Genomic DNA, 15684 nt, shown 5'->3' with positions numbered 1-15684 from the left:
TTTCCCCCATTTGCTAGATTAATTGAATTGCGGCAAAAACTCTTTGTGAGCTTCTAATAATTCATCCACCAGCTGTCTTGCTGCCCCTTCGTTCTGTACTAACGGATTCATCACCATGGCCTGATAGACATGAATGTATTCCCCGGACCGTGCCGCACGGATGACAAGCTCCTCAAATGCTTTCATCTGTTGGATGATTCCCTTGACAGATGATGGAAGCGGTCCGATGGTAAGCGGCTTAGGTCCGTCCCTCGTAATGACGGCGTTTACTTCGATGACAGCGTCGTTTGGAAGGTCGGGGATGGATCCGTTGTTTTGCGTGTTGACCGTTTGGATGTCCCCGGTGTTGTTGTAGATGCTCTCCATCAGGCTGCAGGCGGCATCACTGTAGTAGGCACCTCCTCGATTCTCCAGTTCTTTTGGTTTTTCGTTTACTTCTTCTTTCATATATTGTATGAAAAGTTCTTTTTCAACCTTTCGAACAACCTCTGCCCGTGTACCATCTTCACGATAAGCTTGAAGATCTTTCTCTAATACAGCGTCTCTTTGGAAGTAATATTGGTGATAAGGATTGGGGAGCATTCCCAGTGCCTGTAAAAATTCCTTTGACCATCCGAGTGAGACGATATTGGCAGGGGAGTAGTCAACTTCTTGATGGATTAATTTCTCAAGGACGAGGTCCGTCAAATCCTGGCCGTTGATCCAGACTCTCTTGCCAAACACAAAATGGTTCATCCCTACAAATTCAATTTGTACGTCATCTGCAGTACAATTCATCATCTCTGCGACACTGTTCTTCATGTTGAAGGGGATATTGCATACCCCGATGACCTTCTTATGAGGGCTGTATTTCAGCAATGCTTCCGTCACCATGCCCGCCGGATTCGTAAAATTAATCAGCCATGCGTCGGGACATATTCTTTGGATGTCATCACAAATTCCCATCAGGACCGGTATGGTACGGAGGGCTTTGAATATCCCTCCTGCCCCATTGGTTTCCTGTCCAATGACCCCGTGGCTTAGGGGGATCCGTTCATCCTTTTCCCTTGCAGAGAGGCCTCCCACCCTGATTTGTGTTGTAACAAAGTCAGCACCAACCAAGGCTTCCTCACGATTGAGAGTCCACTCCAATTCAATGGGGACACCGGCTTTCTTGATCATACGACGAGCAAACTGCCCAACAATTTCAAGCTTTTCTTTTCCGGCCTCGATGTCAACCAGCGTAATGGCGGACACGGGGAAATGGCTGTGTCTCTTGATGAATCCTTCGATGATCTCGGGTGTATAGCTTGATCCGCCTCCGATTATGACAACCTTTAATGACATACTGTCAATCTCCTTTCATCATGAAAGCGTTTTCTGTTTTTAATAATGTATCATACAAATTTTCGCTCGTCTATATATTGTAGTGACAAATATAAATATTATGACTATTTATATTTTATTTGTAATAACAAGTTGATTGGTGTGATAAAATGAATATACATAGAGAAATAGACGTGAATGTGTTATAACAAGTGTAGGAAGAAAGTGGAAGGGAGAAACAAGATGAAAGACACACAAGAACCAAAGGCCCTGCATTCACATGTGAAGGAAAAAATCATTGAAATGATTAAAAATAAAGAGTACGAGCCAAATAGCAAGCTGCCTACAGAAGCAGAGTTTTGTGACACATTCAACGTCAGTCGTACAACGATCCGGACGGCTCTCCAGCAGTTGACCCTGGAAGGATATGTATACAGGGAACAGGGGAGGGGGACCTTTGTGGCAGAAGAGAAAGTCAGCCAGATACTATCTTCTACGATCGACAATTATACTGAACAACTCCGATTACAGGGGAAGAAGCCGAAGATCAAGGTTCTCAGCCTCAATGTAATCCCAGCAGAGTCTGCCGTTGAAAAGGCATTGGAGTTGAAAAATGGAGACCCCGTCAATCGGTTGGAAAGGATCCGTTATTCAGACGGATTGCCCCTGCAGTATGAGATAGCGTACCTCCCCTGGTACAAGACTCCGGGTCTCGACAAAGACGAATGCGAGAGATCTTTGTACAAACTCCTGGAGACGCAATTTGAGTTGAAAATCAGAAAAACGGTGGAATCGATCGAGCTATTTTTAGCCGACGAACGTGTGTCTGAGAAGCTTGACGTACCAGAGGGAACGCCGTGCTTTATGATCGAAACCACAGCTTTTCTTGGGGATGGATCCGTCATCGAATTTTCAAAGGCGGTCTTTAGAGGAGATAAAGCCAGTTTTCTTGTTGAAAGAACCTATTAGAGAAAAAGGGGATGGGGGATTATGAGAAACGTGATCATCAACGCAGATGATTTTGGTTTATGCCGGGGGGTGAATGACGGTATCTTGGACAGTCACAAGTTTGGAATCGTTAACTCAACAACGATGCTGGTCAATATGCCGGGAGTAGAACATGCGGTTGAGCTTGCACGGCTTCATCCAGAATTACAGGTCGGCATCCATTTGACACTGACGTGTGGACGGCCCGTTTCAGCTTTCGTTCCGTCGTTAGTGGATGAGAGGGGGTTCTTCCGATTTACAAGCAGGATATTTGAACAAAAGGAAATCGATGTGGATGCCGTTGAATTGGAATGGGAGGCTCAAATTGATACATTTTTATCATTTGGTTTGCCCCTTTCCCATATCGACAGTCATCATCATGTACATAGTTTTGCCCCTTTGATTCCTGTTGTGAAGAGATTATCGGAGCGTTATGGGGTGCCGGTACGGAATGTATTTGATGATGTTGAGGGGATGAATCTATTGACCGACCGTTTTTCCATGGGGTTCTATGGAAAGGGTGTATCGGTGGAAAGATTGACAAGGATCTTGGAGAATAGACGAGAGGGAGAAACCCTTGAGATTATGTGTCATCCTGCTTATGTCGACTCCTTTCTGAAGGAGAACTCTTCTTATTGTGAGGAGCGGTTGAGAGAGTTGGATGTATTGACAAATTTAAATTTGTTATAACGAACAGGAAGAGGGAAGGGGAACCAATCGTTTGGTTTCCCTTCCCTCATTTAGAGACTAGATGAATAGTTCAATTGTATTGGATTCCTCATGTAGGCATTTTTCAAGTTCCTGTCGGTTCAATTTGATCCCTCCGCTGCGATAACGATTGGACATGGTTTCAACATGAGCTTCCTTCCCGTTTACCACAACCCGTTTTGAACCAGGGTCGCTCAGGTGATAGACGAAGGTGACAGGTCGATTCATGATCTGGAAGTCCATTCTCAATCCGTCGAGGTTGTCTGGTAAGACCGGATCGATGACCAAATCTTCCGCTTCCAGACGAACACCCAAACAATTTGAAATCAGCTGGTTCATATAGATGCCCGGTCCGCTGGAGTAGATTCTCCATCCGCCTTTGACGGGTACGCTTCCATCACGCAGTTCATTGAAACGTTCCTGTGCTTCATATCGGGTACGGAATTTACCGTCGGAACTGCTGAAGTAGGCATTGCTTTGTCTTCTTTCTGCATTTGGTACAACGTCTTTCAGACCGATTGGATTGATGATTTGTAATCCTTCCCATACTTCATCTGTCTTGCCGAGCTTCGCCATGGCTTCCACATACCGGATATGTGCATGTACGTATTGAAGTCCGATTTCTCGGCCGAAATTCGAAGCCTGCTCGGCCCGTTTGAAGTGGGTGCTTACACCGCCTTCATACTTTGCAGGACGGTTCATCAATCGAACACCATCGGGACAATACAGATGCTCTTTGACCAACTGGTAATGAGTTTCTGCCTGTTCCGGTGTGAATAACTCTGAAATGATGCTTCGGTTCATTGGCAGGAGGCGATAATGAATACCGGTCTTTGTATCGGATGGATGCACCATAAACTCAGGATTTCCCGGCTCTTCCATATATACAAATCCAGGTATGACTTCATCCTTCAGGATATAGGTATTGAAATCCTTCTGAATGCCATCTGCCAATGCACTGATTTCTTGTGCTTCCTGATTAAATGTACCCTCGAGAACAGCTGCCAGCTTCACAAGCACCTGATACGTAAGGGCGACGGTCCAGCTGCTTGCCATATATTTTTTCAACTGAGAGTTGGCAGGCTGCAGAGTATCGTCCCAATCTCCATCACCATATGAAGATAAGAAGGTGTCATGGAGGAAATTCTCCTTGATGTAGGAGATCTCTTTTTGAATATGGTGAAGTAACGTCTCTTTTTCTTCCGTAAAACCAAATCCGTTCCGTTCCGTATAAGGGATTCTCTCTTGCAGAATCTCATGATCGTTCGTCGCAGCAATGTAGTCACTGACGACTTTCAACGGCCAGACGATGATATCCCCGTGGCTGTCGTCCTGTTGAAATTTGTAGTAACGGTCAAACATGAACCATTGCGGCCAATTTCCGTCATCTTCGTACTGATGTGAGTACACGGTTTTAATGATTTCTTTAACAGATTGATAGTTTTGGGTGGCCATGAAGTATTCTGTCGGCCCCTGGCATACATCCCGGGTACCCCATGCCGCGCCGCCGTATTGTTCGAGTCCGTGGGGAACGGAATAATGCACGAGCATATTATGAGTGTACCACCAGGCGAGTGCGTTCACTTTTTCTAATTCCGCGGGTACTTTCTCCCCTAAAGAAAGTTTGAATCCGTTCATGACTTGCTGATAATAGGTACGATACGTTTCGATCTCGTCCGCCATGTCCCGTTCTTTCATCGGTTGGCATCCTCCATGAAGCGATCCTTGAATTGTCATATTCCATACGGCGGTTTCACTCACATCCATCACAATCAGTGAAGCTGAGTTCTTCTCCACATGTTGAGCGATTCGCTCTTCGTTCCCCACCTCAATGGAGGCACCTTCCACTTTCATTCGATAGCTTAATTTCGGGAAAACCCCGCTGCTCTCAGACTGACGATCTGCTGTGATCGTCAACATATTTCCCTCTTGATCTACATGAAATCCAACTTCATATTCATGGTTGTTCATCGACAGCTGGTTGGTGACAAGGTAACGGTGTTTCCGATTGTTTTTTGATTGTACGTGAAGCTGCACTTCAGGTGAATCGACGACTGTGTAGTTGGTGACGATGATGGTATCATCGGCTGTTTTGTAGTACCAGCGGGCATAGTTGAACCCGATTTCGAACATGGATGGCAGGGCAAGTAATCGATACGTTCCATCGATTTGGATGTAAATCCGCTGACCGGATGTTTTCATGACGTTCAAGTGATTTCGTTGATTGGTCAGCATTTTGTTAAAGGACGTGTTGCCGACAACGAGCTGTGAATTGAATAATCCATAAATGAACGAAGTCGTCGTAATGGTATCTTCTTTCAGTTGATGGTTATTCCCTGACATTAGAATATGTCCATGGGGTCTTTCCGTCATCAATTCCTTTTCTTTCAATACGACATGTTCATGGGTTTCAGTGAAGAAGGAAAGAAGGGAATCTCCTTCACGCTCTTCATTATGCCTGCTGTGAAAGTAGGAGCCGATCTCTTTCTCTGTCATCGAGAGTGAAGCAAGGGGCTGTCCGATTTCCGGAATGAAACGGACCTGCTTTTGTGAGTCCGTAAAATCCGATTGAATTTTTACGGCTTCTTCCCAGGCAGCTTGTATTTCTTGCTGAAATTCAAGTTTAGTGATGGCCGTCTCGTGATTTTCTTTGAATACCCCGTAAAAAGTAAAATGTTTCGTCCCTTTGAGTCGTGCTCTTTCCGATTGAAGTGCTGTATAAGCGAATTCGTATTGGTAGATCTCGTTTGCCAAGGTGTCCCTTTTTAAGGCTTCAGGTTCATTGGTATCTTTGTACGTTAATCCGTAAAATTGAAATCCGTCTGTGGAGTAACCTCTTGTCCTGCCGAGGGACCCCTGCTGAATATACGGGAACCCACTTGTTTGCGGCTGGTTTTGCCGTGAACAAAGAACGTACCCTTTCTCTTCATCTTCAAACACTTTGTGATCAATGTACTGTGACATATAAGCTTCGTTAGAACGAACGGCCCCCATGTCTGCAAGACCGAGGTCTTGTCCGTAAATGACATCGACTTCAGCGTCAGTCCCGTCAACCATCACATCCCAGAACCATACGCCTGTTCCTGTTAGGGTGAATGTGACTTCATATGCAATTTGTTCATAGGTTCCCGTCCATCTGACTTGGGATTCAGCGAATTGAACGGTGCTGGATGATTTTACCCCGATCAGCGGGATGGAGTTGATTCCGGAAGGCTCGTGGATGCGCAGATACAGATTATTGAGTGAGCCGTCGACTGGGTTTGTCATCAACTGATTGATCATATTCTGTTTATGCGTAACGGCGAAAAGATCACCGCTTTTGAAAAATTCGAATTGAAGCTTTCCTGATGTTAATTGAACGTGTGAATGCATCGTATTCCCCTCGATTCCTCTATTTTTCCAATTTGAACGTATGTTCTTTGGTGTCCTTGCTGTTTCTTCCGATATAGACTGTAAACGTTCCAGGGTCACTCAAATAGTGAAGATCTGAATGATGATACCTTAATTGGTCTTCCCTCAACGTAAACGTTACGTCTGCCGTTTCTCCCGGTTCCAGACTGATTTTTCTGAAATCCTTCAATTCCTTCACAGGGCGGATCACTTCGCCGCTGTGATCGCGGATATAGAGCTGTACGACTTCCTCGCCTGCCACAGGACCGTCATTTGAAAGCTTTATGGAGATATCCAGGGGCTCATCTTCGGTCATGGTTTCACGGGACAGCTTCAAGTCAGAATACGAGAAGGTCGTATAGCTTAACCCAAACCCGAATGGCAGCAGCGGCTCGTTCGGGATGTCAAGATATTGTGATACATAACGTTCCTGGGCGTCGGGAGCACCTTGTGGCCTCCCTGTATTGAAATGGTTGTAATAAACAGGGACCTGCCCAACATGATAAGGGAATGACATGGTTAACCGGCCGGAAGGATTCACGTCTCCATATACTAAATCGGCGATGGCATTCCCGCCTTCAGTACCTGGATACCATGCTTCCACTACTGCGTCGGTTTTGTCCAACACTCCATGCAAGTCGAGTGGGCGTCCATTAAATAGGACAGCAACCATCGGCTTATCCAATGATTTCAGATGATCTATAAGGTTTAATTGAGAAGAAGGGAGCTGTATGTTCGCTCTGCACCCTGCCTCACCGCTCATTTCCGAATCTTCACCTAAGGCTAATACGATTACATCCGCATCATTGGCGGCATTTATTGCTTCTTCTACTTGGGCATCTGTGATGGTCTCGACGTCACATCCTTTGGCGACGGTCAAATGGCTGGTTTTCGATAGGATACCTTCCTTCACTGTAACGGCTTCATCCCTGGAGCCAAGCCAAGACCACGGTCCCAATATGTCCCCGCTCTCTGCAAAAGGACCGATCAGAGCCACTTTTTGTTCCTTATTAAGGGGGAGGATGCCTTCGTTTTTCAGCAATACGGAGGATTTCCCTGCCAGCTCCCGGGTGGCCTTTCGATGTGCCGCGCTCATGACCACTTCAGATTCAAGCTCCGGGTTTGCTCCGCGATACGGGTTCTCAAATAAGCCCAATTTTTCTTTTAATTGCAAGATCCTTAAAACAGCTTCATCAATTATAGACTCATCTACCATACTTTCTTCTACAAGCTCTTTTAAGTGTTTCACATAGGTGGTCGTCATCATTTCTATATCCACCCCAGCTATAATAGCCTTATGAGCTGCTTCCTTTTCGTCCTCTGCCACTCCGTGGGGAATCATTTCCTTCACGGCTCCCCAATCGGAAATGAGGACGCCATCAAATCCCATTTCTTCCCTCAGTACCTGTCTCATCAACCGCTTGTTTCCGGTTGCAGGAATGCCGAATACGGTGTTAAAAGCGGTCATCACCATTTCGCAGCCTTCCTCCAGGGCAGCTTGATAGGCAGGCAGGTAATTCTCACGAAGCTCTCTTTCGGACATATCAACGGTATTATAATCACGTCCGCCTTCAGGTGCCCCGTAAGCAGCAAAGTGCTTCACACATGCAGCCACCCGTTCAACATCCGTACTCAACTCTTTCCCTTGGAAACCGCGCACAAAAGCCCGTGCGAATTCACTATTAAGAAAAGGATCTTCCCCCGTCGATTCCATCACTCTTCCCCAGCGGGGGTCGCGGACAAGATCGACCATCGGAGCAAATGTGACATGGACTCCTGAAACAGACGCTTCCTTTGCAGCTATCTCCGCACTCTTCTCTGTTAACTCAAGATCCCAGGAACAACCGATGGCTAGTGGGACAGGGAAAATGGTTTTAAATCCATGGACGATGTCTGACATGAATAATAAAGGGATTCCCAAACGGTTTTCTTCCAGGTGAGTGCGTTGGATGTTGATGATCTCTTCCGCACCAGATGCCCCAAGGACGGAACCGCTGTTCTGGACGATTTCCCCCGTCACGCCCATTTCTGCCATAGGCCCTGTAATTTGTCCCTGCTCTTTCGCCCCTTTGAAGAAAGGTGTGGCCAACTGCATAAGCTGGGCGATTTTTTCATCCAATGTCATTTGTTTCAATAATGATAGCAGCTTATTCTCGCTCATTGATAGAACCTCCGTATGAACATTTTATAGTGTGATTTTTATTAATGGTGAAACGTTTCGATAATCAATTGAGTTGAATTATAAGGGGGTTTCTTCCGTTAGTCAACCCGATCCTTACCATCCATAAACTACCTTTAATATCTACACATCAGTGTTTTACTTGTGATATATAGGTCTGGGACAGGCTGATTTTATTTTCAATTCAGTAATTTCTAAAAAAGTATTGAAAGCGTATTCACGTTTGATTATAATATAGTCATCGAAACGTTTCAATAAATCTTGAGTGTTTTTCCTTTTTACCTTTAAGACTCTTTCGTAAAGATTGTGGCTATTTAAAGAAGTATGCAGGAGTTGAATTCCGCGCATGATGCTTGCTTTTTTGCAGTAAGCGGAGAGATTCCCCTCACCATCTAGCACACACTGGTTGACAGAGTGGATGGCAATGTTTAAACAGCCATCTTTAAAGATTAAGTCTTCTATCAAAGGGAATCATTCGGGACATGCTTTACCATTTTTAAAGAGTTTTAAAAACAAATAGAAATGGAGATGGGAAAATGAGAAAGAAAATGTGGTCTTTACTACTGATCGGTATACTGGCATTATCGACGATTCTTGCAGCTTGCGGAGGCAACGGTGATTCAAAGGATGGAAAGAAAGAAGTTACTGTGTGGGCAATGGGGGAAGAAGGTAAGAAGTTAAAAGGAATGGCTGAAAAATTTGAAGAAGAAAACAAAGATATCACTGTAAAGGTTCAAGCAATACCGTGGGCAAATGCACATGATAAGCTTCTTACTGCTGTAGCTTCAGGGAACGGTCCTGACGTAGTACAATTAGGAACTACATGGATTCCAGAATTCGCAGATGCCGGAGCACTTTTAGATTTAACTTCACATCTAGATGACTATCCGGAATTCAAGTCTGAAAATTACTTTGCGGGCTCGGCTCAAACTATGAAATATGATGACCAGGTAATTGGTGTTCCTTGGTATATTGATACTCGAGTGTTATATTATCGTACAGATTTATTGAAAGAAGTAGGATATGATCAAGCACCTTCAACTTGGGATGAATTAAAAGATGCCGCTGAGAAGTTGAATGCCAGAGGCGATGATGTCTATGGTCTTGATATTGACCGTAATGACCAGATTACTCCTTATATTTTTGCTTGGCAAAATGGATATGAATTTGAAGGAAAAGACAAAATGAATTTTGAAAGTCCTGAATTTAAAGAAGCAATTAAGTATTATGCAAGTTTCTTTCAAGAGGGGATAAGTCCGACAGCAGATGGAATGGATATTGTCCAAGCGTTTAAAGACGGGGTCAAACCAATGTTCTTCAGCGGTCCTTGGATGATAAACATCATAAACGATCAAGCGCCTGACATAAAGGATAAATGGGCTGTAGCCGTTATGCCTACAAAGGAAACAAATACGTCCAGTATAGGTGGATCAGTCTTTTCTGTCTTCCACAACTCTGAACATGTAGAAGAATCGTTGAAATTCATCTCATACATGAATAAAGTAGATACACAAATGGAATGGTTAGATGTATCGAACACTCTACCATCTCGCGTTGATGCTTGGGAAGAACCTAAGTTAAAAGAGGATCCATTACTTTCTGTGTTCGGTAAGCAATTAGAAAATACGAAAGCATCACCTAAGATCAAAGAATTTGAGAAGATCACTCAAGAATTCCTTGCTTCTATTGAAAGAATTACAGTAGGTGGAGCAGATGTCGATAGTGAAATTGAGAAGTTCAATAAGAAAGCCAAAGAAATAGTAGAATAACATTAAATGAAAAGCACTTGCTGATAAGGTTCATTTGGAGTTACAGGCACATCCGCATCCGGATTGCCTGAACTCCATTTTTAGAATCATACCTTATTTAGAGTGTTTTGGTTAGGTGGGGTATCATGAGCAATATGAAAAGTAGCATATTCAAAAACAAACATCCCTATGTGTTTATTGCTCCAGCAGTAATCATTTTAACTGTTTTCAGTATTGTTCCTATCATTGTAGCCTTTATTATAAGTTTTACGGACCTGGATTTAAAAGGGCTGGCCAATTGGACAAACGTCAACTTTATAGGTATGGAAAATTACTCTGCATTACTATCAGACAGCTTGTTTCACAAGTCGATTTTCAACACTTTGTTCTATGTCATCATCGGTGTTCCTCTTGTCATCGTATTTTCATTAGGAATTGCTTTACTCCTCAATTACGGAACAAGCAAATTGTTTACAGTTTTTCGTGGAGTATATTATATGCCTTCCATTACAAATATCATCGCAGTAGCCGTTATTTGGGGATTTCTTTACAATACTGAATACGGTTTATTTAACTATTTATTATCATTACTGGATGTCGAGAAGATTCCTTGGTTAGGAGAGCCAACGATCGCTAAGCTATCGTTGATTGTTTTAGCTGTATGGAAAGGGATAGGGATCAATATGATCATCTTTCTCGCTGCTTTACAGGGAATTCCGAAATCCTATTATGAAGCAGCCGAAATGGATGGGGCCAATCGCTGGCAGGTTCTTTGGAATGTGACCATCCCGTTATTACGATATGCTACTTTCTTTGTAACCGTAACGACCTTAATTGGCTGGCTCCAATTCTTCGAAGAGCCATTTGTCATGACGAATGGTGGACCTTTAGACGGTACCATCTCGATGGCATTATTCATCTATCAAAAAGGCTTCCAGTTCAGTGAATTCGGTTATGCAGCAGCAGGATCGTTTATACTGTTCATCATTATCATTATCATCACACTTCTTCAATTTAAGTTGAGAAAATCTGATACAGAATACTAATGTTGAAAACTCTACAGTATCGGGGATGAAAATATGGATACAAAAACAACGAAATTTAAAATGGAAAAGCTACTTGTCGCCATTTTACTTATACTGGGCGGAATTATCGTTTCAGTTCCGTTTATTTGGATGATTTCAAGCTCATTCAAGCCTGAAAGTGAAGTGCTTCAAATACCGCCAAGTTTAATACCGGAGAATCCGACACTCGAAAATTACGTGAATTTATTTGAAAGCATGAATTTCGGTGTCTATTTACGAAATACGCTCGTCATCGTTTTATTTTCCTTTGTCGGTCTGTTTTTTAATGCCATGGCCGGTTACGGATTTGCCAAGTATCAATTTAAAGGCAGGGAGAAGATCTTCTATATTGTGCTGGCAACGATGATGATTCCCGCACAGGTTACGATGATTCCTGTTTACCTGATCCTAAATGAAATGGGACTGACAAATACGATGACGGGAATCGTGCTTCCGGGTCTCGCAGCCGCCTTCAGTATTTTCTTATTCAGGCAGTTCATGACGACGATTCCGACTGATCTGATCGAAGCAGCAAGGCTCGATGGAGCAGGGGAGTTCTATATTTTCTTCCGATTGATTGTACCGATTGCGAAGCCGATCTTCGCTGTGCAGGGGATCCTTACGTTTATCGGCGCGTGGAACAGTTTCCTATGGCCGTTGATCATCGCCAATGACGAAAGCCTCTACACATTATCTGTCGGTCTTTCACTGCTGCAGGGGCAATATGCCAATAATTTTGGCCTGCAAATGGCCGGGGCAGCCTTCATGGTCGTACCGATCATCATCATCTTCTCCTTCTTCCAGAAATACATCGTGGAAGGATTTACGATGTCAGGCATTAAGTAATCAACATATACCAGGTACAGAGCTTTATGGATGTGCCTGGTATATTTCTTTGATTGAAAAATTCGTATAGGTTGTTGCATGGAAGGTAGCGAGTGGTGGTTGATTTCCGCTGCGGTGCTCGCTTTCCGCGGGGCGTGAGTTGAGCCTCCTCGGGCTAAAAAGCTGATGAGGCTCGGCCGTTCGTCCGCCGGAAAGCGAAGCCGTTCCCATCACCATCTACCACACTTACACATAGACAGAGCTCAGGCAGTTCCTAATGCAATAAAATACTATTTTTTTCGAAAGAGCGAATAAAAAAGAATGGTGAATGAGGTGTAACGATGGAAAAAACATGGTGGCAGAAATCCACAATTTATCAAATATACCCCCGAAGCTTCAATGATTCCAACGGAGACGGGATCGGGGATCTACAGGGCATCATCGAGAAGCTCGATTATCTCGAACTACTCGGAATCGACATTATCTGGTTAAGCCCCGTCTATCAATCCCCGAATGACGATAACGGCTATGACATCAGCAATTATTATGAGATTATGCCTGAATTCGGTACGATGGAAGACATGGAGACACTGATCGAAGAAGCAAAGAAACGGAACATCCACATCATGATGGACCTCGTCATCAACCATACGTCAGATGAACACCATTGGTTTGAGGAGTCGAGGAAATCAAAGGATAATCCTTATCGGGACTACTATGTTTGGAGGGGAAGTGAGAACGGTCCTCCAAGTGATATCCAATCCGTCTTCAGTGGATCCGCATGGGAATGGGATGAACAAACAGGTGAGTATTACTTCCATCTCTTCAGTAAAAAACAGCCGGATCTCAATCTTCATAACCCGGAAGTCAGGGAACGCTTGTACACAATGATGAACTATTGGCTTGATAAAGGTGTCAGTGGATTCCGCATGGACGTGATCGACTTGATCGGAAAGGAAATCGATCAGAAAGTACTGACAGATGGACCTAAGTTACATGATTACTTACGGGAGATGAATGAAAACGTACTCTCGCATTATCCGACGATCACAGTCGGTGAGACCCCTTCCGCTACGCCCGAAACCGCGCAGCTTTATACGGGGAAAGACAGGAATGAGCTAGATATGGTGTTTACCTTTCAGCATATGTCCCTGGATGAAAGAGCAGGGGAAGGGAAATGGGCCTTGAAGGAACTGGATCTTGTTGAGTTGAAACAGGTACTGAGCAAGTGGCAGACATCCCTTTTTCAGAAAGGATGGAACAGTTTATACTGGAATAATCATGATCAGCCCCGTATTGTATCCAGATGGGGGAATGATCAGGAGTATCGGGATGAATCCGCCAAGATGCTGGCAACCGTTCTTCACATGATGCAGGGGACTCCGTTTATTTATCAAGGGGAAGAAATCGGGATGACCAATATCGAATTTGACAATATTACTCACTATCGTGACATTGAAACGATTAACTATTTTCATGAAAAGAAATCAGAAGGTGTTCCCGAGGAAGAGATCATGGAATCGATCCGTACTAAGGGCAGGGACAATGCCAGGACCCCTTTTCAATGGAATGACGATGCACATGGCGGTTTTACCGAAGGAACTCCGTGGATGGAAGTGAACTCGAATTTTATAGAAATAAACGCTGAACAGGCCATAAAGAATCAGAACTCCATCTTTTTTTATTATCAAAAGCTCATTGCGCTCAGGAAACGACTGGATATCCTTCTATATGGGGAGTATGAGCTTTTATTGGGAGATCACCCCGAGATCATGGCATACACGAGAAAATGGGCCGATCAAACGCTGTTGGTAGTGGCGAACTTCTATGGGGGAAATCCTGTTGTGCATTTACCTGAAAAAATGGATGATTCCCATGCGGAAATCATTATCAGCAATTATTCCAATCCGAGTGAAAAACCGTCAGAACTTGGACACCTCCGTCCTTACGAAACGATAGTTTATTTAATAGAAAAATAACCCAATATTTGAAGCGCTTTCATGTATAATGAACAGAAGAAATCAAATAAGAAGGATGTCTTCATTTATAGAAGCAATAGGATGTGAACATATGGCAACCATCAAAGATGTAGCAAAGCTCTCCGGTGTAGCCGTTTCGACCGCTTCTTATGCATTGAATAACAGTAAGAAAGTCAGCGAAGAAACAAGACAAAAAGTAGTAGCGGCAGCCAAACAATTGAATTACCAAAAAAACGGGCTTGCGTCCGATTTGAAACGGACTAGCACGAATACAATCGCCTTGATTCTAAGCGATCTATCAGGACCTTATTATTCTGAGCTGATCAAGGGGGTACAGGATGTTACATCCACGAACGGGTATGATTTGATCGCGTGCAGTTCCATCGGGGGCGTGCAGTCGACTGCCGTTAAGTTCTTGAAGGAAAAACGTGTCGACGGCGTCATCATTCTCGCTCACAATATCAGTGACGTCACCATCCTTGAATCGGCAAGGGAAGGCTTTCCCATCGTGGTTCTCGACAGGAGCATCAAAAGCGATTACGTCACCCAGATAGAAGTCGATAATGTGCACGGAGCTTTTGTGGCAACAGAACACTTGATTGCAAGAGGAAACCGGGATATGGCATTCATCAGCGGACCTTATAACTCCCATGATAATGAGCTTCGTTTCCAGGGATTCCGTGAAGCACTGGACAAACACGGCATCGAATACAAATCAAAATGGAAAGTCTCAGGGGGTTTCACCCGGGAAGGAGGCTACCAAGCCACCAAAATGCTGATCGCCCAAAGGGATGTCCCCCAGGCTATCTTTTATGCAAATGATGAAATGGCCATCGGAGGATTACAAGCCTTGAACGAAAAAAACATTTCCATCCCGGGGGATATTTCCATTATTGGATTTGACGATATCCAACTATCAGAATACGTGTCCCCTCCCTTGACCACCATGAGGCAGCCGAAGTATGAAGCAGGTGCACTGGCAGTTCATCTTATCTTTCAAATGCTCATGAAAGAAGAGGTCGATTCGTATTACAAGCTGACAACGGAGCTTGTTGAAAGGGATTCTGTGAGGAAACGGTAAGAAGGTGAAGTAGCCTGGTCTTTCCCTGATGTGTGGGAGGGATCAGGCTTTTTTAAAAGGCTGTTTTCGCAAAGATTGTGGTTATGGATGCTCTGACATAGTGTGTGTGCTAGAGGGTGAGGGGAACTGCTCCGCTTTCCACGGCCTCCTCAGCTTTGCTTCCGGGGTCTCGGCACGCCCGTTTTCTGTAGGAGTCTACGCAGTTCCCTCATCCTCTATAGGAGCATTTGGTATCAGAGCTAAATGGCCTATATTTTTCAGGAAAAAAGAGCATTCATACTATAAAGCAATCTAGACTAACATAATTAAATGGGACAATATAAAACACCTCCGAAATGGTACACTTATTACAAGTACTGAAAACGGAGGTGTTTTTGCATGGGCAAAAACGTATATTCAAGTGAGACGAAATGGGCCG

General features: G+C 44.1%; 10 protein-coding genes. 7 read left to right on the top strand and 3 right to left on the bottom strand.

All coding sequences use genetic code 11. The annotated features are described in order from the left end of the window. Positions 1–18: 18 nt before the first annotated feature. A complete protein-coding gene (locus BAA9072_RS23115; RefSeq protein WP_201716918.1) occupies positions 19–1326 on the bottom strand; it encodes a 6-phospho-beta-glucosidase in 1308 nt (435 codons plus the stop codon). A 222-nt stretch (positions 1327–1548) separates the two neighbouring features. Here BAA9072_RS23115 and BAA9072_RS23110 point away from each other — a divergent pair, with 222 nt between their 5' ends. Both BAA9072_RS23110 and chbG read left to right on the top strand, forming a co-directional pair. After that, a complete protein-coding gene (locus BAA9072_RS23110; protein WP_201716917.1) occupies positions 1549–2274 on the top strand; it encodes a GntR family transcriptional regulator in 726 nt (241 codons plus the stop codon). A 21-nt stretch (positions 2275–2295) separates the two neighbouring features. Beyond that, positions 2296–2982 (top strand): chitin disaccharide deacetylase, encoded by a 687-nt coding sequence (gene chbG, locus BAA9072_RS23105; RefSeq protein WP_201716916.1) that lies wholly within the window; start codon positions 2296–2298, stop codon positions 2980–2982. 57 nt (positions 2983–3039) lie between these two features. Here chbG and BAA9072_RS23100 read toward each other — a convergent pair whose 3' ends face one another. Together BAA9072_RS23100 and bglX are read right to left on the bottom strand one after the other, a co-directional pair. After that, complete coding sequence (locus BAA9072_RS23100) at positions 3040–6372, bottom strand: GH36-type glycosyl hydrolase domain-containing protein (RefSeq protein WP_201716915.1); 3333 nt, start codon at positions 6370–6372, stop codon at positions 3040–3042. 19 nt (positions 6373–6391) lie between these two features. Next, on the bottom strand, positions 6392–8551 hold the full coding sequence (gene bglX, locus BAA9072_RS23095; protein WP_201716914.1) for a beta-glucosidase BglX: 2160 nt from the start codon (positions 8549–8551) through the stop codon (positions 6392–6394). 554 nt (positions 8552–9105) lie between these two features. Here bglX and BAA9072_RS23090 point away from each other — a divergent pair. The 5 genes from BAA9072_RS23090 (at position 9106) to BAA9072_RS23070 (ending at position 15266) form a co-directional block, all read left to right on the top strand. Next, on the top strand, positions 9106–10338 hold the full coding sequence (locus BAA9072_RS23090; protein ID WP_201716913.1) for a sugar ABC transporter substrate-binding protein: 1233 nt from the start codon (positions 9106–9108) through the stop codon (positions 10336–10338). Between the two features lie 134 nt (positions 10339–10472). Continuing rightward, on the top strand, positions 10473–11363 hold the full coding sequence (locus tag BAA9072_RS23085; RefSeq protein WP_201716930.1) for a carbohydrate ABC transporter permease: 891 nt from the start codon (positions 10473–10475) through the stop codon (positions 11361–11363). Positions 11364–11396: 33 nt separating this feature from the next. Beyond that, positions 11397–12227 (top strand): carbohydrate ABC transporter permease, encoded by an 831-nt coding sequence (locus BAA9072_RS23080; RefSeq protein WP_201716912.1) that lies wholly within the window; start codon positions 11397–11399, stop codon positions 12225–12227. A gap of 320 nt (positions 12228–12547) precedes the next feature. Beyond that, positions 12548–14185: a glycoside hydrolase family 13 protein gene (locus BAA9072_RS23075; protein ID WP_201716911.1), complete on the top strand. Its 1638-nt coding sequence runs from the start codon at positions 12548–12550 to the stop codon at positions 14183–14185. A gap of 91 nt (positions 14186–14276) precedes the next feature. Next, positions 14277–15266 (top strand): LacI family DNA-binding transcriptional regulator, encoded by a 990-nt coding sequence (locus BAA9072_RS23070; RefSeq protein WP_201716910.1) that lies wholly within the window; start codon positions 14277–14279, stop codon positions 15264–15266. Positions 15267–15684 lie beyond the last annotated feature (418 nt).

This window comes from Rossellomorea arthrocnemi (assembly GCF_904424705.1).
In the GTDB taxonomy this organism is placed as follows: Bacteria; Bacillota; Bacilli; order Bacillales; family Bacillaceae_B; genus Rossellomorea; species Rossellomorea arthrocnemi.
This window is presented reverse-complemented; position numbering and strand designations above follow the sequence as displayed.